Origin of the sequence: Enterobacter cloacae complex sp. 418I7 (assembly GCF_050030705.1) — a bacterium.
GTDB lineage: Bacteria > Pseudomonadota > Gammaproteobacteria > Enterobacterales > Enterobacteriaceae > Enterobacter > Enterobacter intestinihominis.
Window position 1 is genome coordinate 2,839,069 of record NZ_JBLGUU010000001.1, and the last position, 15,924, is coordinate 2,854,992.

The following is a 15,924-nucleotide window of genomic DNA, read 5'->3' on the forward strand; positions in this document are numbered from 1 at the left end:
TATTCCCGCCATTAAAAAAAAGAAATTAACCGTAAACTTTCCCCCATAAAAGCCGATAACCCCACTATTCGTTCTACGTGTCGATAGATTAAGGAATAAATATGGCAAGTATTTCATCATTGGGGATCGGTTCGGGTCTTAAGTTAGCAGACATTCTGGATAGTCTGACCACGGCCGAAAAAGCACAGTTGACGCCGATAACCAAACAACAGTCATCTTATACCGCCAAGCTTAGCGCTTACGGCACGTTGAAGAGTTCGCTGGAAGCGTTTCAGACTGCAAACACCGCGCTGAATAAAGCCGACCTGTTTACGGCGACCAGCACGTCGAGTAGCTCCACGGCATTCAGCGCCACCACTACCGGCAGCGCGATTGCCGGTAAATACACCATCAGCGTGTCGCAGCTGGCGCAGGCGCAAACCCTGACGACCAAAAACGCACAGCCGGATACCAAAACGGCCATTGCCACGGCTGACAGCAAGATCACCTTTACCGCCGGAAACGGTAAAGATCCGGTGACCATCGATATCAGCGCGGCAAATTCCTCGCTGACCGGCATTCGCGATGCGATTAACAAAGCTGACGCCGGCGTGACCGCCAGTATTATTAACGTCGGTAATGGTCAATATCGTCTGTCCATCACCTCCACCGAAACCGGAGCGGACAACGCGGTCAGCATCAGCGTAAGCGGCGATAGCGCCCTGCAATCCTTTATGGGTTACAACGGCACCAGCACCGATGCCAGCAACGGTATGATGGAAAGCGTTACCGCGCAAAACGCGAAGCTGAAGGTGAATAACGTAGATATCGAAAACAGCAGCAACACCATTAGCGATGCGCTGGAAGATATCACCCTGAACCTGAACGACGTCACCACCGGTAACCAGACGCTGACGATTACTAAAGATACGTCTAAAGCGGAAACGGCGATGAAAGCCTGGGTGGATGCCTACAACACCCTTCAGGACAGCTTTGCATCGTTAACCAAATATACGGCGGTTGATGCGGGCACAGATGCGCAGGATTCCAGCAACGGCGCCCTGCTCGGAGACACTACGCTGCGTACTATCCAGACGCAGCTGAAAACCATGCTGAGCAACACCGTCGGCGGAACCGCCTATAAAACGCTGTCTCAGGTTGGCATTACCTCAGATCCAAGCACGGGCAAGCTGGAGCTGAGCAGCGAAAAGCTGAAAAAAGCGCTGACGGATAACCCGTCTGCGGTGAAAGATCTGGTTGTAGGTGACGGAAAAACCACCGGGATCACCACCACCATGGCCACCCATCTGACTGACTGGCTTTCCAGTAAAGGCATTATCCAGGCGGCCAAAGATGGCGTCAGCAAAACGCTGAACAAGTTAACGGATCAATATAACGCCGTGAGCGAACGTATTGATGCAAGAGTGGCGCAGTACAAAGCCCAGTTTACCCAGCTGGACGTACTGATGACCTCGCTGAACAACACCAGCAGCTACCTGACGCAGCAGTTCGAAAATACGTCCAGCAACAAGTAGTAAACGCTAATCAGACCCGAGGGGGATAACATGTACGGCGCAAAAGGCACGCAGGCCTACGCAAAGATAGAAGTTGAAAGCGCGGTGATGAGCGCCAGCCAGCAGCAGCTGGTAATCATGCTATTTGATGGAGCCCTCAGCGCGCTGGTACGCGCGCGTCTGTTCCTGGCAGACGGTAATATTCCTGCTAAAGGGCTGGCGCTCTCAAAAGCCATCAACATTATCGAAAACGGGCTGAAGGTTGGCCTGGTGGAAAATAACGGTGATGAGCTTACGCAAAACCTGATTGCCCTTTATGCCTATATGGTACGTCGCCTCCTGCACGCCAACGTGAATAACGACGCCAGCGCCATCGAAGAGGTGGAAAACCTGCTGCGCAATATCGCTGACGGGTGGAAGGAGGTTGCCGGTACGCCACAACTGATGCAGGACGCCGTCTAATGAGTAACGCACCGCAACTTTATGCCCTTTATCAGCAACTCCTTGAGCAGAGCCAGTTGATGTTGCGACTGGCGCGGCAGGGACTATGGGATGATCTAATCATCTGTGAAACCGACTATGTTAATGCGGTGCACTCACTGGCTCGTCTCACTCAGGAAAGTGAACCTTCGATGCAGATTCAGGAGCAGCTTCGCCCGACGCTGCGGGTGATCCTGGACAACGAAGGCCAGGTAAAAACATTGCTGCAAGCCAGAATGGATGAGCTGGCGAAGCTGGTTGGGCAATCCTCCATCCAGAAAACCGTTCTCTCCACCTACGGTAATCAGGGCGGTCATGTCCTGGTTCCGCAAAGTAATAGCGATATTAATTAGCCATTTAACTGGCGGGCAAGCGTTAACCGTTTCGTTCGCCAGGCATTTCTGCCAAACCTGCTCCATACTTGAGTTTCGCGACCTCATGGAGATGGTGCATGCGCAACCCAACACTTTTACAATGTTTTCACTGGTACTACCCCACCGGCGGTGAACTGTGGCGAGAAGTCACGGCATTAGCCCCCAACCTGAACGAAATCGGCATCAATATGGTCTGGTTACCGCCGGCATACAAAGGGGCATCCGGCGGCTATTCCGTCGGGTATGACTCTTATGACCTTTTCGACCTCGGTGAGTTTGACCAGAAAGGCAGCGTCGCCACCAAATACGGCGATAAAGCCCAGCTGCTGGAGGCCATCAACGCCTTAAAAAGCAACCAGATTGCGGTGCTTCTGGACGTGGTGGTCAACCACAAAATGGGCGCCGATGAAAAGGAACCCGTCCGCGTGCAACGCGTGGATGCTCAGGATCGCACCCAAATCAGCGATGAGATCATCGAATGTGAAGCCTGGACGCGCTACACCTTCCCCGTTCGGGCCGGGCAGTATTCGCAGTTCATCTGGGATTACAAATGCTTTAGCGGTATCGACCACATTGAAAATCCCAGTGAGGACGGTATCTTCAAAATCGTTAACGACTACACCGGCGAAGGCTGGAACGATCAGGTCGACGACGAGATGGGCAATTTCGATTACCTGATGGGTGAAAATATTGATTTTCGCAACCACGCGGTGACGGAGGAGATCAAATACTGGGCGCGCTGGGTGATGGAGCAAACGCACTGCGACGGCTTCCGCCTGGACGCGGTAAAACACATTCCAGCCTGGTTCTATAAAGAGTGGATTGAACATGTCCAGGAGGTGGCCCCGCAGCCTCTGTTTATTGTGGCGGAATACTGGTCTCACGAAGTGGATAAATTGCAGCAATACATCAATCAGGTGGACGGCAAAACCATGTTGTTTGACGCGCCGCTGCAAATGAAATTTCACGAAGCGTCACGCCAGGGACGCGACTACGATATGAGCCAGATTTTCACCGGTACGCTGGTGGAAGCCGATCCGTTCCATGCCGTAACGCTGGTGGCCAACCATGACACCCAGCCCTTGCAGGCGCTGGAAGCCCCGGTTGAAGCCTGGTTCAAACCGCTGGCCTACGCGCTCATCCTGCTGCGTGAAAACGGCGTGCCGAGCGTGTTCTACCCGGATCTTTTTGGCGCCAGCTATGACGACACTGGCGGGGATGGTGAGACGTATCACATTGATATGCCGGTGATTGAACAGCTCCACGAGCTGATCCTCGCCCGGCAGCGTTTTGCCCACGGCGTGCAAACCCTCTTTTTCGATCATCCAAACTGCATTGCGTTTAGCCGCAGCGGGACAGAGGAGCACCCGGGCTGTGTGGTGGTGCTGTCGAATGGTGATAACGGTGAGAAGACGATCTGCCTCGGCGAGAATTACGGCAATAAGACCTGGCGGGATTTTTTAGGCAACCGCGAGGAAACCGTGACCACGGCGGCGGATGGCGAAGGGACGTTCTTCTGTAACGGGGGAAGCGTCAGCGTCTGGGTGATTGAGGACGCGCTGTAGTGCTGGAACAGTGCGGTCTTAAAGTGAACGGAATGACCACCAGAGCCGTATGTTCCCCCTCACCCCAGCCCTCTCCCTCCAGGGAGAGGGGGCCGACGGTGAAGGCATTATTTTGTGGAGATCCCTCAGACCACGGGTAGAGGGCGCAAACTCCAAAACGGTTACGGAAGCTTACTCTCCAGAGGATTCTTGCTCAGGTAATCTGCGCATTCCACCGTTGGGCGGTCAACCTTGTACAGTTCCATGCCGTCATACTCCAGCGCCGCCCCATCACGATCGAGCGGATAGACGTCTCGTTTTTCGGTCACGTTATAATAATCAGCTGAACGCAGCATGATCTTACCCGGCACCGCGATAACGCGCTGCCACTGACGGCAGTCCAGGGTATCACCCTCTGGCGTCACCACCAGCGTGGCAATCGCCTCCGGGCTCACCATCGCGCTCTGCGGCCCTTTCGACTGCCAGTAACCTGCCAGATTCGAAGGTGCCGGATGCTTAACCACTTCCTGATAGTTTTCGACCTGAACGCATCCCGCTAACGTCAGCATTGCAGCCACAATTGCTACTTTTTTCATCATCTTTCCTGCATGCGAAGAAAAAAATATTGTGGCATTAAAGCCATCAGGCTGCCAGCGTAAGATTGGAAGGTTTCACACCTGCATCGACATCACGTCCTGATACGCCGACACCAGCTTGTTACGCACCTGCAACCCCATCTGCAATGACACCGACGCTTTTTGCAGATCGGCCATCACATCGTTGAGCGCCACGCCGGGTTCACCGAGGGTAAATCTCTCAGCCTGGGTACGGGCCGCGTTTTGCTTATCGCTGATCCTGTCCAGCGCCGCATGCAGTTGACCGGCGAAGCTAATGCCCTGCGGCTGGTCAGTTACGCTCTGATTACGGGCGGTCATCGCCGTCGCCTGTAACTGACTGAGTACCCCTTCAATGCCCTGTATAGCCATGACTCTCCCCTGGATGGTTTTTTACGAGGTCAAGACTAACAGCTTGTCAATAAGATAATGGCGGTAAATAGCGTTAAAAAACCAGGTTATTTGACGCATAGAAAATCACGAATCATCAAATAATGGCAGGGCCATCAGTATGGAACTTTTGTCGTGTTTGCCGACCCGGGAGTCAGTTTTGTTTCTCTACACGAATAACGTAAACCACCAGGATTTAAGAGGTGCGCAATGAGTGCGACAGCAGCATCGACAGCGCCGCAGAATAAATCACTCGAGTGGATGAACCGCCTTCGCGCCAACCCTAAGATCCCGTTGATTGTGGCAGGCGCTGCCGCCATTGCGATCGTTGTCGCGATGGTCTTATGGGCAAAAAGCCCGGATTACCGCACGCTCTACAGCAACCTTTCCGACCAGGATGGCGGTGCCATCGTCACCCAGTTGACCCAGATGAACATCCCGTATCGCTTTGCCGATAACGGCGGTGCGCTTGAAGTGCCGGCAGATAAAGTGCACGAGCTTCGCCTGCGTCTCGCCCAGCAGGGGCTGCCGAAAGGCGGCGCGGTTGGGTTTGAACTGCTGGATCAGGAAAAATTCGGCATCAGCCAGTTCAGCGAGCAGGTTAACTACCAGCGCGCGCTGGAAGGTGAGCTGGCCCGTACGATTGAAACCTTAGGCCCGGTGAAAAGTGCCCGCGTGCACCTGGCGATGCCTAAGCCGTCCCTGTTTGTCCGCGAACAAAAGTCCCCTTCTGCCTCTGTGACGGTTAACCTCGAACCCGGTCGTGCGCTGGATGAAGGGCAGATCAGCGCCGTCACGCACCTGGTCTCCAGTGCGGTAGCCGGTCTGCCGCCGGGTAACGTTACGCTGGTGGATCAGAGCGGTCACCTGCTGACGCAGTCCAACACCGCCGGGCGCGATCTCAACGACGCCCAGCTGAAATACGCCGCCGACGTGGAAGGCCGTCTCCAGCGTCGCATCGAAGCGATTCTGGGCCCTGTGGTGGGCAACAGCAACGTGCATGCGCAGGTCACCGCGCAGATTGATTTCTCGAATAAAGAACAGACCGAAGAGCAGTACGCCCCGAACGGGGATGCTTCTCGCGCCGTGTTACGCTCGCGTCAGATCAATGAGACGGAACAGGTCGGTGGCCAGTATCCTGGCGGTGTGCCGGGTGCGCTCTCTAACCAGCCTGCGCCTGCCAACGCCGCGCCAATCTCCACGCCGCCGGCCAACCCGCAGAACGGTCAGCAAACGAATCAGCAGACGACCTCGACCGCGAACAGTGCCGGCCCGCGTAACAGCAGCCGTAACGAAACGACCAACTACGAAGTCGACCGGACTATCCGCCATACCAAACTGAACACGGGCGATATTCAGCGTCTCTCTGTTGCCGTGGTGGTGAACTACAAAACGCTGCCGGACGGTAAACCGCTGCCGCTCACGGCGGAGCAGATGAAGCAGATCGAAGATTTGACCCGCGAAGCGATGGGTTTCTCTGAAAAACGTGGCGATACCCTCAACGTTGTGAACTCACCGTTCAACCCGGTGGATGAGACCGGTGGCGAACTGCCGTTCTGGCAACAGCAGGCGTTCTTCGATCAGCTGATGTCCGCAGGCCGCTGGCTGCTGGTGCTGATTGTCGCGTGGCTGCTGTGGCGTAAGGGTGTCCGTCCTCAGCTTCAGCGTCGCGCTGAAGCCGAAAAAGCCGCGCTGGAACAGAAGAACGCGCGTCCGGACGAGGAAGAAGCGGTTGAAGTTCGTCTCAGCAAAGATGAACAGATGCAGCAGCGCCGTGCTAACCAGCGAATGGGCGCAGAGGTGATGAGCCAGCGCATTCGCGAAATGTCAGATAACGATCCGCGCGTCGTCGCGCTGGTCATCCGCGGTTGGATGGGTAACGAACATGAGTAATACGCTTACAGGCACCGATAAGAGCGTCATCCTGCTGATGACCATTGGCGAAGATCGCGCGGCGGAGGTGTTTAAACACCTCTCTCAGCGAGAAGTGCAGATCCTCAGCGCGGCGATGGCCAACGTGCGCCAGATCTCCAACAAGCAGCTGACCGAAGTGCTGGCGGAGTTTGAGCAGGAAGCCGAGCAGTTTGCTGCGCTCAACGTCAACGCCAACGAATACCTGCGCTCCGTGCTGGTTAAGGCGCTGGGCGAAGAACGCGCCGCCAGCCTGCTGGAAGATATTCTCGAAACGCGCGACACCGCCAGCGGGATCGAAACGCTCAACTTTATGGAACCGCAAAGCGCCGCCGATCTTATTCGCGACGAGCACCCGCAGATTATCGCCACCATTCTGGTCCACCTCAAACGGGGCCAGGCGGCCGATATTCTGGCGCTGTTCGACGAGCGCCTGCGCCACGACGTGATGCTGCGTATCGCCACCTTCGGCGGCGTCCAGCCAGCCGCGCTGGCGGAGCTGACCGAAGTGCTGAACAACCTGCTCGACGGCCAGAACCTCAAGCGCAGCAAAATGGGCGGCGTGAGAACGGCAGCGGAAATCATCAACCTGATGAAAACGCAGCAGGAAGAGGCGGTTATTACGGCGGTGCGCGAGTTCGACGGCGAACTGGCGCAGAAAATTATCGACGAGATGTTCCTGTTCGAAAACCTGGTCGAAGTGGACGATCGCAGCATCCAGCGCCTGCTTCAGGAAGTGGATTCGGAGTCCCTGCTTATCGCCCTCAAAGGCGCCGAGCAGCCGCTGCGCGAGAAGTTCCTGCGCAACATGTCCCAGCGTGCGGCCGATATCCTGCGCGACGACCTGGCCAACCGTGGCCCGGTGCGTTTGTCTCAGGTGGAGAACGAACAGAAAGCGATCCTGCTTATTGTTCGTCGTCTGGCAGAAACCGGCGAGATGGTGATTGGCAGCGGAGACGACACCTATGTCTGATGAACTGTCGTGGAAGCGCTGGACGCCTGACGACCTCTCCCCTCCCACCGCAGAGTTCACCCCTGCCATAGTGTCGTCCGATGAGGGCGACGCCGGGGCGGGCGTGCCCGAGCTGAGTGAAGAGGAACAGCGCGCCCAGATGCTGGCCCAGATGCAAATGCAGGCGCACGAGCAGGGCTTCAACGCCGGGATGAACGAAGGCCGTCAGACCGGGCACGCACAGGGTTATCAGGAAGGGCTGGCGAAAGGTTTAGAGCAGGGCATTGAGCAGGCGCGCCAGCAGCAGGCGCCGCTGCATGCCCGTATGCAGCAGCTGGTGAGCGAGTTTCAGCACACGCTGGATGCGCTCGACAGCGTGATTGCCTCGCGCCTGATGCAGATGGCGCTGGAGGCGGCCCGTCAGGTGATCGGCCAGACGCCGGTCGTGGATAACGCCGCGCTGATTAAGCAAATCCAGGGGCTGCTCCAGCAGGAGCCGCTGTTCAGCGGCAAACCGCAGCTGCGCGTGCATCCTGATGATTTGCAGCGCGTGGAAGAGAGCCTCGGCGCGACGCTGAGCCTGCACGGCTGGCGGCTGCGCGGCGATCCGTCGCTCCATCACGGAGGCTGTAAGGTCTCGGCGGATGAGGGCGATCTGGATGCCAGCGTCGCGACCCGCTGGCAGGAACTGTGCCGCCTGGCGGCACCGGGAGTCGTCTGATGACCGCACGCCTTACGCGCTGGCTTAACACGCTCGATAATTTTGAAACGAAGATGGCGCAGCTGCCATCCGTTCGTCGTTATGGACGCCTGACGCGTGCCACCGGTCTGGTCCTGGAAGCCACGGGTCTGCAACTTCCGCTCGGCGCCACCTGCGTGATTGAGCGTCAGGACGGGAGTGAGACGCGTGAAGTGGAAAGTGAAGTGGTCGGGTTTAACGGCCAGCGACTGTTTCTGATGCCCCTTGAGGAAGTGGAAGGGATTTTGCCCGGCGCCCGCGTCTACGCAAAAAACATCAGCGGTGACGGCCTGCAAAGCGGCAAACAGCTCCCGCTCGGTCCGGCGCTGCTGGGCCGCGTGCTGGACGGGAGCGGCAAACCGCTCGATGGCCTGCCCTCCCCTGATACCACCGAAACCGGCGCGCTGATCACCCAACCCTTTAACCCGCTGCAACGCACGCCAATCGAGCACGTACTGGATACCGGCGTGCGGCCAATTAACGCCCTGCTCACCGTGGGACGCGGCCAGCGTATGGGGCTGTTTGCCGGCTCCGGCGTGGGTAAATCGGTCCTGCTCGGCATGATGGCGCGTTATACCCAGGCGGACGTTATCGTCGTCGGCCTGATTGGTGAGCGTGGTCGCGAAGTCAAAGATTTCATCGAAAACATTCTTGGTGCGGAGGGTCGCGCCCGCTCGGTGGTGATCGCCGCCCCGGCGGACGTGTCGCCGCTGCTGCGTATGCAGGGTGCCGCCTACGCCACGCGTATCGCGGAAGATTTCCGCGACCGGGGCCAGCACGTGCTGCTGATTATGGACTCCCTGACCCGCTACGCGATGGCGCAGCGTGAGATTGCGCTGGCCATCGGCGAGCCGCCCGCGACCAAAGGTTACCCGCCGTCGGTCTTCGCCAAGCTCCCGGCGTTAGTTGAGCGCGCGGGGAACGGCATCAGCGGCGGAGGCTCCATCACCGCGTTCTATACGGTACTGACCGAAGGCGATGACCAGCAGGACCCGATTGCCGACTCCGCGCGCGCGATCCTCGACGGCCATATCGTGCTGTCGCGCCGTCTGGCCGAAGCCGGGCACTACCCGGCGATTGATATTGAAGCGTCGATCAGCCGTGCGATGACGGCCTTGATCACCGAACAACACTACGCCCGCGTGCGTAACTTCAAACAACTGCTCTCCAGCTTCCAGCGCAACCGCGATCTGGTAAGCGTCGGGGCGTACGCCAAAGGCAGCGATCCGATGCTCGATAAAGCGATTGCCCTGTGGCCGCAGCTGGAGGCATTTCTGCAACAGGGTATTTTTGAACGCGCCGACTGGGAAGATTCCCTCCAGGCACTGGAGCTGATTTTCCCGCAGGTGTAACACAGGTGGAGGGCGAAGGTCATGGCGCAGAACAGCGCGTTATCAACGCTGAAAGATCTGGCTGAAAAAGAAGTTGATGATGCCGCATTGCAACTTGGCGCAATGCGACGCGGGTGCCAGCAGGCTGAAGAACAGTTGAAGATGTTAATCGACTATCAGCATGAATATCGCACCAACCTTAACACCGACATGACGCAGGGCATTGGTAGCCAGCGCTGGATTAACTATCAGCAGTTTATCCAGACGCTGGAAAAGGCGATTGAGCAGCATCGCCAGCAGCTTAACCAGTGGACGCAAAAAGTCGATACCGCGCTGAATTTCTGGCGCGAGAAAAAACAGCGGTTGCAGGCCTGGCAAACCTTACAGGACCGGCAGATTGCAGCCTCGACCCTGGCGGAAAACCGTCTGGATCAGAAAAAAATGGATGAGTTTGCCCAGCGCGCATCAATGAGGAAACCAGAATGATCACACTGCAACAACTGCTGATGACCGACAGCGACCCGTCCGGCGGCACGCTGACCGGAAAAGGCGCTGAGGGCGCGCAAGATTTTCTCTCTCTGCTGGCGGGCGCGCTGACCGAGACCACCGGCAAAGGCAAAGATGCTCCGCTGACGCTGGCCGATCTGAAAGCGGCGGGAAGCAAGCTGTCGACAGCGGCACAGGAAAAAAACGGTGATACCACGCTCCAGGCCAAAATCGCCGAGCTGCTCTCGCGCCAGGAGACCCTGACTGATGAAGATACCGCCGTCTCCCTGCAAAGCCTCGTCTCCGGCCTGAAACCCGCAGCGAATACGGATGCGCTGAAGGCGCTGACCCGGACGGACGCGAAAGCAAACAGCGAGACCACGACTGAAGAAGAGGAGCTGGCCGGGTTAAGCGCGCTGATGGCGATGTTACCGCACCAGCAGACTACCACCCCAATGGCGACGCAGCCAGCAAGCACCGGGGAGGTCGCCCCCCGTGCCGCCCTCCCCTCTGCGCTAGCCCAGACGGACAACGGCCAGCATCAGCCGCTTAGCCATGCGTTAACGGGTCAGGAAAAAACGTCGGTTCAGGACAGCGACACGTCGCTGCCCGCCACGGCAGCCGTTACGCCAGCTGTTGCCGCCGTCGCGGAGAAGCAGGACGTAGCGAGCACGGCGTCGTCTGCCGCCAGCCCAACCGCGACGCTGGCCCCGATCGTTAGTCACCTGGCAACTCCCCAGTCTGCCGCTACCGTTGCGACCGCGCCGGTGTTAAGCCAGCCGCTGGGCACGCACGAATGGCAGCAGAATCTAAGCCAGCACATCACCCTGTTCACCAGACAGGGCCAACAGACCGCAGAGCTACGCCTGCACCCGGAAGATCTGGGTCAGGTGCAAATTTCGCTTAAGCTGGATGACAACCAGGCGCAGTTGCAGATGGTTTCGCCCCACAGCCACGTTCGTGCGGCGCTGGAAGCGGCCCTGCCGATCCTGCGCACGCAGCTTGCGGAAAACGGCATACAGCTTTCCCAAAGCAGCGTCAGCAGCGAAGGCTTTGCCGGGCAGCAGCAATCTTCATCCGGGCAACAACAGCACGCTTCGCGTTCAGGCCAGCATGGCGGGTTTAACGAGGAGAGCGAAGAATTATTGCCTGCCCCTGCCGCCCTGCAATCCGCCGCGCGCGGCAGCCGTGCCGTAGACATCTTTGCCTAAACGCCAGAGGTAACGTGATTATCCCCGTCTTTTCCACGCTTTGACCTAAGCCGGACACGGGATAATCACCGTATTAAGCTGTACCGAAACAGGAAGCTCGTATCAGATGACAGACTCCGCTATCACCAAAAAAAGCAAGCGTTCCATCTGGATCCCGCTGCTGGTGTTGATTACCCTCGCGGCCTGCGCCACCGCAGGCTACAGTTACTGGCGTATGCAGCAGGAACCCTCCAGCGCAGCCGCCAAAGCTGAAGCGCCGCCTCCACCGGCGCCGGTCTTCTACCCGCTGGATACGTTCACCGTGAACCTCGGCGATGCGGATCGCGTGCTTTACGTGGGCATTACGCTGCGTCTGAGAGATGAAGCGACCCGTGCACGTCTGAACGACTACCTGCCAGAAGTGCGTAGCCGTCTGCTGCTGCTGTTTTCTCGTCAGGATGCCTCCGCGCTCGCCACCGATGTGGGCAAGCAAAAGCTGGTCGATGCGATCAAACAGACGCTGGCGACCCCGCTGGTCAACGGCCAACCTAAGCAGGAAGTCACTGACGTTCTGTATACAGCCTTCATTCTGCGGTAACGACATGGGCGACAGTATTCTTTCTCAGGCAGAAATCGATGCGCTGCTCAATGGCGACAGCGATAAGAGTGACGATCCGAAGCCGGGTCTGACCGGCGACGATAATATTCGTCCCTACGATCCCAATACCCAGCGTCGCGTGGTGCGCGAGCGTTTACAGGCGCTGGAGATCATCAACGAACGTTTCGCACGTCAGTTCCGAATGGGGCTGTTTAACCTGCTGCGTCGTAGCCCGGATATCACCGTCGGTGCGATCCGCATTCAGCCGTATCATGAGTTTGCCCGCAACCTGCCGGTGCCAACCAACCTTAACCTGATCCATCTGAAACCGCTGCGCGGTACCGGCCTGGTGGTGTTCTCGCCAAGCCTGGTGTTCATCGCAGTGGACAACCTGTTCGGTGGCGATGGCCGTTTCCCGACCAAAGTGGAAGGCCGCGAGTTTACCCATACCGAACAGCGCGTGATTAACCGCATGCTGAAGCTGGCGCTGGAATCCTACAGCGACGCGTGGAAAGCGATTAACCCGCTGGAAGTGGAGTACGTGCGTTCCGAGATGCAGGTGAAGTTTACCAACATCACCACCTCCCCGAATGACATCGTGGTGAACACCCCGTTCCACGTCGAGATCGGCAACCTGACGGGCGAGTTCAACATCTGCCTGCCGTTCAGCATGATTGAACCGCTGCGCGAACTGCTGGTGAACCCGCCGCTGGAGAACTCACGCCATGAAGATCAGAACTGGCGTGAGAACCTGGTGCGCCAGGTTCAGCACTCGCAGCTGGAGCTAGTGGCTAACTTTGCCGACATCTCCATGCGGTTATCGCAGATCCTGAAATTACAACCCGGCGACGTTTTGCCGATAGATAAACCCGACCGCATTATTGCCCATGTGGATGGCGTACCCGTGCTGACAAGCCAGTACGGCACAATTAACGGCCAGTATGCGTTACGCGTTGAGCACTTGATCAACCCGATTTTGAATTCGCTGAATGAGGAACAGCCCAAATGAGTGACATGAACAATCCGTCCGATGAAAACAGCGGAGCACTGGACGATCTGTGGGCTGACGCGTTAAACGAGCAAAAAACGACGCCGACGAAAAGCGCGGCAGACGCGGTCTTCCAGCAGTTAGGCGGCGGCGACGTCAGCGGGACGTTACAGGACATCGACCTGATTATGGACATTCCGGTCAAGCTGACCGTTGAGCTGGGCCGCACCCGCATGACTATTAAAGAGCTGCTGCGCCTGACGCAGGGTTCCGTTGTAGCCCTGGACGGTTTAGCGGGTGAGCCACTGGATATTCTGATCAACGGCTACCTGATTGCACAGGGCGAAGTAGTGGTGGTGGCCGATAAATACGGCGTACGTATCACCGACATCATTACCCCTTCCGAACGTATGCGTCGCCTGAGCCGTTAAGTATGAAAACCCAGGCAACACTGTCCGCGCCCTCCGCCGTACCCGGCTCCCCGCTGCTTCAGGTGAGCGGCGCGCTGTTCGGTATTATTGCCTTTATCCTTATCGCCGCCTGGCTGGCAAAGCGTTTCGGGCTGGCCGGGAAAACGGCCGGCACGCGCGGATTGAAGGTCAGTGCCAGCACCACACTCGGGCCACGCGAGCGCGTGGTCATTGTGGAAGTGGAAGATGCGCGACTGGTGCTGGGCGTGACTGCCTCCAGCATTAACGTTCTTCACACGCTGCCCCCTTCGCCTGTCACGGTGGAGGCTAACGCCCAGGCCCCTGCGGATTTTCAGTCCGTTATGAAGAGTTTGCTCAAGCGTTCCGGGAGATCCTGATGCGCCGTTTGTTATTGCTTACGCTGGCAGGTCTGGGCCTGTTCGCGCCTTCTGTGTATGCGCAGCTGCCGGGGCTGGTTTCCACGCCGCTGGCGAACGGGGGACAAAGCTGGTCCCTCTCCGTGCAGACGCTGGTGTTCATCACCTCACTGACCTTTATCCCGGCGATCCTGCTGATGATGACCAGTTTCACCCGCATCATCATTGTGTTTGGTCTGCTGCGAAATGCGCTCGGCACGCCGTCCGCGCCGCCCAATCAGGTGCTGCTGGGTTTAGCCCTGTTCCTGACCTTTTTCATTATGTCGCCGGTGATCGACAAGATTTACACCGAGGCGTACCAGCCGTTCAGCGAAGATAAAATTTCCATGCAGGTTGCCCTGGAAAAGGGGGCTCAGCCATTACGTGAATTTATGCTTCGCCAGACGCGCGAAGCGGATTTGGCCCTGTTTGCCCGTCTCGCTAACACGGGCGAGTTACAGGGACCGGAAGCGGTGCCGATGCGCATTCTGCTGCCAGCGTATGTGACCAGTGAGCTGAAAACGGCGTTCCAGATTGGCTTCACCATTTTCATTCCGTTCCTGATTATTGACCTGGTGATCGCCAGCGTCCTGATGGCGCTCGGGATGATGATGGTCCCGCCCGCAACCATTGCCCTGCCCTTTAAGATCATGCTGTTCGTGCTGGTCGACGGCTGGCAGCTGCTGGTCAGCTCGCTGGCGCAGAGTTTCTACAGTTGAGGAGCGCGCAATGACGCCTGAGTCGGTCATGATGATGGGCACGGAAGCGATGAAAGTCGCGATTGCCGTCGCCGCGCCCCTGCTTCTGGTTGCGCTGGTAACCGGTCTGATTATCAGTATTCTTCAGGCCGCCACGCAGATTAACGAAATGACCCTGTCGTTCATCCCGAAGATCATCGCCGTCTTCGTGGCGATTATCGTTGCCGGGCCCTGGATGCTCAATTTGCTGCTGGACTACATGCGCAACCTGTTCACCAATCTGCCTTACATCATCGGCTGACGGACGATGCTGCAATTCACCAGCGATCAGTTTGTTCAGTGGCTCGGGATCTATTTCTGGCCGATGCTGCGCATCATGGCGCTGATCTCCACCGCCCCCATACTCAGTGAAAAGTCGGTGCCTAAACGCATCAAAATTGGGTTGGGCATGGTTATCACCATTATCGTTGCCCCTTCCCTGCCGGCGGTGGATATTCCGATTTTTTCCCCGAATGCGATCTGGATTGCCCTGCAACAGGTGATGATTGGCGTGGCGGTCGGGTTTACGATGCAGCTCGCCTTCGCCGCGGTACGAACGGCGGGCGAACTGATCGGTTTGCAGATGGGTCTGTCTTTCGCGACGTTCGTTGACCCGGGCAGCCATCTGAATATGCCCGTGCTGGCGCGTATTATCGACCTGCTGGCGATGCTGTTGTTTCTCTCGTTCAACGGCCACCTGTGGCTCATCTCTATGCTGGTGGACACCTTCCACACGCTGCCGATTGGCGACAACCCGGTGAACAGTAACGCTTTTCTGGCGCTGGTGCGGGCTGCCGGGCTGATCTTCCTCAACGGGCTGATGCTGGCGCTGCCTGTCATAACCCTGTTGCTCACCGTTAACCTCGCATTGGGTTTACTCAACCGAATGGCCCCGCAGCTGTCGGTATTCGTCATCGGCTTTCCGGTGACGTTGACGGTTGGCCTTTTATTAATGTCATTATTGATGCCACTTATCGCCCCCTTCTGCGAGCATTTATTCAGCGAGATATTCAATCTCTTAGCGGATATTGTCAGCGAACTTCCACGCAAATAATAACCCGCAGTGTTTGCAATGTCTTTCTGAGGATATTCCTAAAAATAATCTTGAAAAACATCTACCAGGATATATCTGACGCGGTTTAAATGTTTCTAACCACCTCACAATACTTAATATTTACTTTACTTTAAGATGATTCCTGGCAAATTATACGTAACTTTACGGGATAGTGAGTTCGCCTGAAAGTCTTTGTCATGCTCACAGGTTTTATTAG

18 protein-coding genes and 1 pseudogene are annotated in these 15,924 nt (G+C 57.2%); 17 read left to right on the forward strand and 2 right to left on the reverse strand.

The features are described 5' to 3' along the window. Positions 1-101 precede the first annotated feature (101 nt). The 4 genes from fliD (at position 102) to amyA (ending at position 3,912) form a co-directional block, all read left to right on the forward strand. Entirely contained in the window at positions 102-1,514 is a 1,413-nt protein-coding gene (fliD, locus tag ACQG0S_RS13815; protein WP_023300484.1) for a flagellar filament capping protein FliD, read from the forward strand. Positions 1,515-1,544: 30 nt separating this feature from the next. Next, positions 1,545-1,955, forward strand: coding sequence for a flagellar export chaperone FliS (gene fliS / locus ACQG0S_RS13820; RefSeq protein ID WP_003859616.1), 411 nt, complete (start codon positions 1,545-1,547; stop codon positions 1,953-1,955). Beyond that, complete coding sequence (gene fliT, locus ACQG0S_RS13825) at positions 1,955-2,326, forward strand: flagella biosynthesis regulatory protein FliT (RefSeq protein WP_006811148.1); 372 nt, start codon at positions 1,955-1,957, stop codon at positions 2,324-2,326. Before fliS ends, fliT begins: the two co-directional genes overlap by 1 nt. Before the next feature lie 98 nt (positions 2,327-2,424). Beyond that, positions 2,425-3,912, forward strand: coding sequence for an alpha-amylase (gene amyA, locus ACQG0S_RS13830; RefSeq protein ID WP_045622418.1), 1,488 nt, complete (start codon positions 2,425-2,427; stop codon positions 3,910-3,912). 161 nt (positions 3,913-4,073) lie between these two features. Here the strand turns inward: amyA and yedD are convergent, their stop codons facing one another. After that, positions 4,074-4,487, reverse strand: a complete 414-nt coding sequence (gene yedD / locus ACQG0S_RS13835) for a lipoprotein YedD (protein WP_048966296.1) — start codon at positions 4,485-4,487, stop codon at positions 4,074-4,076. Positions 4,488-4,562: 75 nt separating this feature from the next. Continuing rightward, entirely contained in the window at positions 4,563-4,877 is a 315-nt protein-coding gene (fliE, locus tag ACQG0S_RS13840; RefSeq protein WP_022648548.1) for a flagellar hook-basal body complex protein FliE, read from the reverse strand. 228 nt (positions 4,878-5,105) lie between these two features. Here fliE and fliF point away from each other — a divergent pair, with 228 nt between their 5' ends. The 13 genes and pseudogenes from fliF to fliR form a co-directional block, all read left to right on the forward strand. Continuing rightward, a complete protein-coding gene (gene fliF / locus ACQG0S_RS13845; protein ID WP_022648549.1) occupies positions 5,106-6,788 on the forward strand; it encodes a flagellar basal-body MS-ring/collar protein FliF in 1,683 nt (560 codons plus the stop codon). Continuing rightward, positions 6,781-7,779: a flagellar motor switch protein FliG gene (gene fliG / locus ACQG0S_RS13850; RefSeq protein ID WP_003859608.1), complete on the forward strand. Its 999-nt coding sequence runs from the start codon at positions 6,781-6,783 to the stop codon at positions 7,777-7,779. Before fliF ends, fliG begins: the two co-directional genes overlap by 8 nt. Continuing rightward, complete coding sequence (fliH, locus tag ACQG0S_RS13855) at positions 7,772-8,479, forward strand: flagellar assembly protein FliH (RefSeq protein WP_022648550.1); 708 nt, start codon at positions 7,772-7,774, stop codon at positions 8,477-8,479. The genes fliG and fliH overlap by 8 nt, the downstream gene beginning before the upstream one ends. After that, a complete protein-coding gene (gene fliI / locus ACQG0S_RS13860; protein ID WP_032624018.1) occupies positions 8,479-9,849 on the forward strand; it encodes a flagellar protein export ATPase FliI in 1,371 nt (456 codons plus the stop codon). Before fliH ends, fliI begins: the two co-directional genes overlap by 1 nt. A 21-nt stretch (positions 9,850-9,870) precedes the next feature. Then, positions 9,871-10,314 carry a flagellar export protein FliJ gene (gene fliJ, locus ACQG0S_RS13865; protein ID WP_006811155.1) on the forward strand — a complete coding sequence of 148 codons (444 nt, stop codon included), beginning with the start codon at positions 9,871-9,873 and terminating at the stop codon, positions 10,312-10,314. Continuing rightward, entirely contained in the window at positions 10,311-11,525 is a 1,215-nt protein-coding gene (fliK, locus tag ACQG0S_RS13870) for a flagellar hook length control protein FliK (protein ID WP_048966295.1), read from the forward strand. Before fliJ ends, fliK begins: the two co-directional genes overlap by 4 nt. Before the next feature lie 106 nt (positions 11,526-11,631). Then, positions 11,632-12,102 carry a flagellar basal body-associated protein FliL gene (gene fliL, locus ACQG0S_RS13875; protein WP_048966294.1) on the forward strand — a complete coding sequence of 157 codons (471 nt, stop codon included), beginning with the start codon at positions 11,632-11,634 and terminating at the stop codon, positions 12,100-12,102. A gap of 4 nt (positions 12,103-12,106) precedes the next feature. Further along, positions 12,107-13,111, forward strand: a complete 1,005-nt coding sequence (fliM, locus tag ACQG0S_RS13880) for a flagellar motor switch protein FliM (RefSeq protein WP_006811158.1) — start codon at positions 12,107-12,109, stop codon at positions 13,109-13,111. Next, a complete protein-coding gene (gene fliN / locus ACQG0S_RS13885) occupies positions 13,108-13,521 on the forward strand; it encodes a flagellar motor switch protein FliN (RefSeq protein ID WP_003859592.1) in 414 nt (137 codons plus the stop codon). The genes fliM and fliN overlap by 4 nt, the downstream gene beginning before the upstream one ends. A gap of 2 nt (positions 13,522-13,523) precedes the next feature. Then, complete coding sequence (gene fliO, locus ACQG0S_RS13890; protein WP_023306522.1) at positions 13,524-13,898, forward strand: flagellar biosynthetic protein FliO; 375 nt, start codon at positions 13,524-13,526, stop codon at positions 13,896-13,898. Continuing rightward, positions 13,898-14,635 (forward strand): flagellar type III secretion system pore protein FliP, encoded by a 738-nt coding sequence (gene fliP, locus ACQG0S_RS13895; protein ID WP_022648554.1) that lies wholly within the window; start codon positions 13,898-13,900, stop codon positions 14,633-14,635. The genes fliO and fliP overlap by 1 nt, the downstream gene beginning before the upstream one ends. Positions 14,636-14,645: 10 nt before the next feature. Then, positions 14,646-14,915: a flagellar biosynthesis protein FliQ gene (gene fliQ, locus ACQG0S_RS13900; protein ID WP_003859587.1), complete on the forward strand. Its 270-nt coding sequence runs from the start codon at positions 14,646-14,648 to the stop codon at positions 14,913-14,915. A 6-nt stretch (positions 14,916-14,921) separates the two neighbouring features. Beyond that, positions 14,922-15,714: pseudogene (fliR, locus tag ACQG0S_RS13905) on the forward strand (flagellar biosynthetic protein FliR); the annotation flags it as partial. Positions 15,715-15,924 lie beyond the last annotated feature (210 nt).

Excerpts from the sequence above, each read along its gene's own strand:
- fliD (WP_023300484.1), top strand. The coding sequence starts at position 102 with ATGGCAAGTATTTCATCATTGGGGATCGGTTCGGGTCTTAAGTTAGCA.
- fliS (WP_003859616.1), top strand. The coding sequence starts at position 1,545 with ATGTACGGCGCAAAAGGCACGCAGGCCTACGCAAAGATAGAAGTTGAA.
- fliT (WP_006811148.1), top strand. The coding sequence starts at position 1,955 with ATGAGTAACGCACCGCAACTTTATGCCCTTTATCAGCAACTCCTTGAG.
- amyA (WP_045622418.1), top strand. The coding sequence starts at position 2,425 with ATGCGCAACCCAACACTTTTACAATGTTTTCACTGGTACTACCCCACC.
- yedD (WP_048966296.1), bottom strand. The coding sequence starts at position 4,487 with ATGAAAAAAGTAGCAATTGTGGCTGCAATGCTGACGTTAGCGGGATGC.
- fliE (WP_022648548.1), bottom strand. The coding sequence starts at position 4,877 with ATGGCTATACAGGGCATTGAAGGGGTACTCAGTCAGTTACAGGCGACG.
- fliF (WP_022648549.1), top strand. The coding sequence starts at position 5,106 with ATGAGTGCGACAGCAGCATCGACAGCGCCGCAGAATAAATCACTCGAG.
- fliG (WP_003859608.1), top strand. The coding sequence starts at position 6,781 with ATGAGTAATACGCTTACAGGCACCGATAAGAGCGTCATCCTGCTGATG.
- fliH (WP_022648550.1), top strand. The coding sequence starts at position 7,772 with ATGTCTGATGAACTGTCGTGGAAGCGCTGGACGCCTGACGACCTCTCC.
- fliI (WP_032624018.1), top strand. The coding sequence starts at position 8,479 with ATGACCGCACGCCTTACGCGCTGGCTTAACACGCTCGATAATTTTGAA.
- fliJ (WP_006811155.1), top strand. The coding sequence starts at position 9,871 with ATGGCGCAGAACAGCGCGTTATCAACGCTGAAAGATCTGGCTGAAAAA.
- fliK (WP_048966295.1), top strand. The coding sequence starts at position 10,311 with ATGATCACACTGCAACAACTGCTGATGACCGACAGCGACCCGTCCGGC.
- fliL (WP_048966294.1), top strand. The coding sequence starts at position 11,632 with ATGACAGACTCCGCTATCACCAAAAAAAGCAAGCGTTCCATCTGGATC.
- fliM (WP_006811158.1), top strand. The coding sequence starts at position 12,107 with ATGGGCGACAGTATTCTTTCTCAGGCAGAAATCGATGCGCTGCTCAAT.
- fliN (WP_003859592.1), top strand. The coding sequence starts at position 13,108 with ATGAGTGACATGAACAATCCGTCCGATGAAAACAGCGGAGCACTGGAC.
- fliO (WP_023306522.1), top strand. The coding sequence starts at position 13,524 with ATGAAAACCCAGGCAACACTGTCCGCGCCCTCCGCCGTACCCGGCTCC.
- fliP (WP_022648554.1), top strand. The coding sequence starts at position 13,898 with ATGCGCCGTTTGTTATTGCTTACGCTGGCAGGTCTGGGCCTGTTCGCG.
- fliQ (WP_003859587.1), top strand. The coding sequence starts at position 14,646 with ATGACGCCTGAGTCGGTCATGATGATGGGCACGGAAGCGATGAAAGTC.